This window comes from Streptomyces sp. NPDC104096, assembly GCF_055584385.1.
Window position 1 is genome coordinate 1 of sequence record NZ_JBVJMD010000157.1, and the last position, 1418, is coordinate 1418.

Genomic DNA, 1418 nt, shown 5'->3' on the forward strand with positions numbered 1-1418 from the left:
CATAGCGTGGTAAACGTCAATGCAGGTACCAACCAATGACCATCTATCCGCTCGATGCGCATCAGCGCCTGTTTACTGGCGGCGGGCTTCAGCGCGATGCTGCTAACCTGCACCACCGCCGTCACATCCGGCCCGCGACTTAAGCGCTCCACTTGCCCAATCAGGCTTCCGGCGTTGAAAACCGCCCACGCGAACCCCAATCCCAGGTAGGCCAAATAACGGCAAAACGGCCAACGGATGCGCAGCAGTAAACCGGCAACAAGCAGCATCGGCCACAGCTGCCATTGCTCAGGCAACTGCGGTAAAACCAGCAGCGGCAGGATGCCGCAGATAACGGCGAATATCGCCAGATCCAGCGAAATTTTGATCGCTCTTCTCCCATCGGCTCCGCCATGAGCAAAAGCGCGTCATGGCAAGCAAGCAGGATCATTCAGCCGACATGTCACCGCCAGCGGGCTTTAATGAAGATGCGGTGAACATGGCAGGATAAGAGAGATCTATGCAGGAGCCACATCGTAAATGCGGCGCGGTGCGCAATTCCTAAGCGGAGCAGGGAGAACCGCAGGCGAAAAAAAACGGCGCCTTAAAGGCACCGTTTTATATTCTTTTCAAGCAACAACGCTATGAGCAGTCAGCGACTAGCCATAGATATTGGCGCGGTCACGCAACTCTTTACCTGGTTTGAAGTGAGGAACGTACTTGCCGTCCAGCTCAACTTTGTCACCGGTTTTCGGGTTGCGACCTACACGCGGGGCACGGTAGTGAAGAGAAAAACTGCCGAATCCGCGGATCTCAATGCGTTCGCCCTCGGCCAGCGTAGCGGCCATGTGCTCAAGCATCTCTTTCACTGCATCCTCAACGGCCTTCGCCGGAATATGAGATTGCTGGCCAGCAAGTCTTTCAATAAGTTCAGACTTGGTCATAGTACCTCCAAGCTTTGCAGCTAAACTACCGTATCGGGGCGGTCAGAAACCGCCCCCCGTCATTACTCGCCTTTAGCCGCTTTGAAAGCTTCAGCCATTGCGTTAGAGAAGTTGCCTTCTTCCTGTTTGTTGTTAACAGTTGCGATGGCGTCTTTCTCGTCAGCTTCGTCCTTAGCACGTACGGACAGGCTTACAACGCGGTTCTTACGGTCAACGCCGGTGAATTTAGCTTCAACTTCGTCACCTACGTTCAGAACCAGAGTTGCATCTTCAATGCGGTCGCGAGAGGCTTCAGATGCACGCAGGTAACCTTCTACGCCGCCTGCCAATTCAACTGTAGCACCTTTGGCGTCAACTGCAGTGACTTTACCAGTAACAATAGCACCTTTCTTGTTCATAGACAGGTAGTTATTGAACGGGTCTTCAGCCAGCTGCTTCACGCCCAGGGAGATACGCTCGCGCTCTGCGTCAACTTGCAGAACAACCGCAGCGATT

General features: G+C 53.9%; 3 protein-coding genes. All 3 read right to left on the reverse strand.

Annotated elements, in window-relative coordinates:
* The coding region (locus tag ACZ60B_RS42925) for a hypothetical protein (protein ID WP_469397526.1) at window positions 1-269 on the reverse strand (269 nt) is incomplete at its 3' end.
* Window positions 270-638: 369 nt separating this feature from the next.
* Window positions 639-923 (reverse strand): integration host factor subunit beta, encoded by a 285-nt coding sequence (gene ihfB / locus ACZ60B_RS42930; protein ID WP_004928264.1) that lies wholly within the window; start codon window positions 921-923, stop codon window positions 639-641.
* A gap of 62 nt (window positions 924-985) precedes the next feature.
* The coding region (locus tag ACZ60B_RS42935; protein WP_469397539.1) for a S1 RNA-binding domain-containing protein at window positions 986-1418 on the reverse strand (433 nt) is incomplete at its 5' end.

Excerpts from the sequence above, each read along its gene's own strand:
- ihfB (WP_004928264.1), bottom strand. The coding sequence starts at position 923 with ATGACCAAGTCTGAACTTATTGAAAGACTTGCTGGCCAGCAATCTCAT.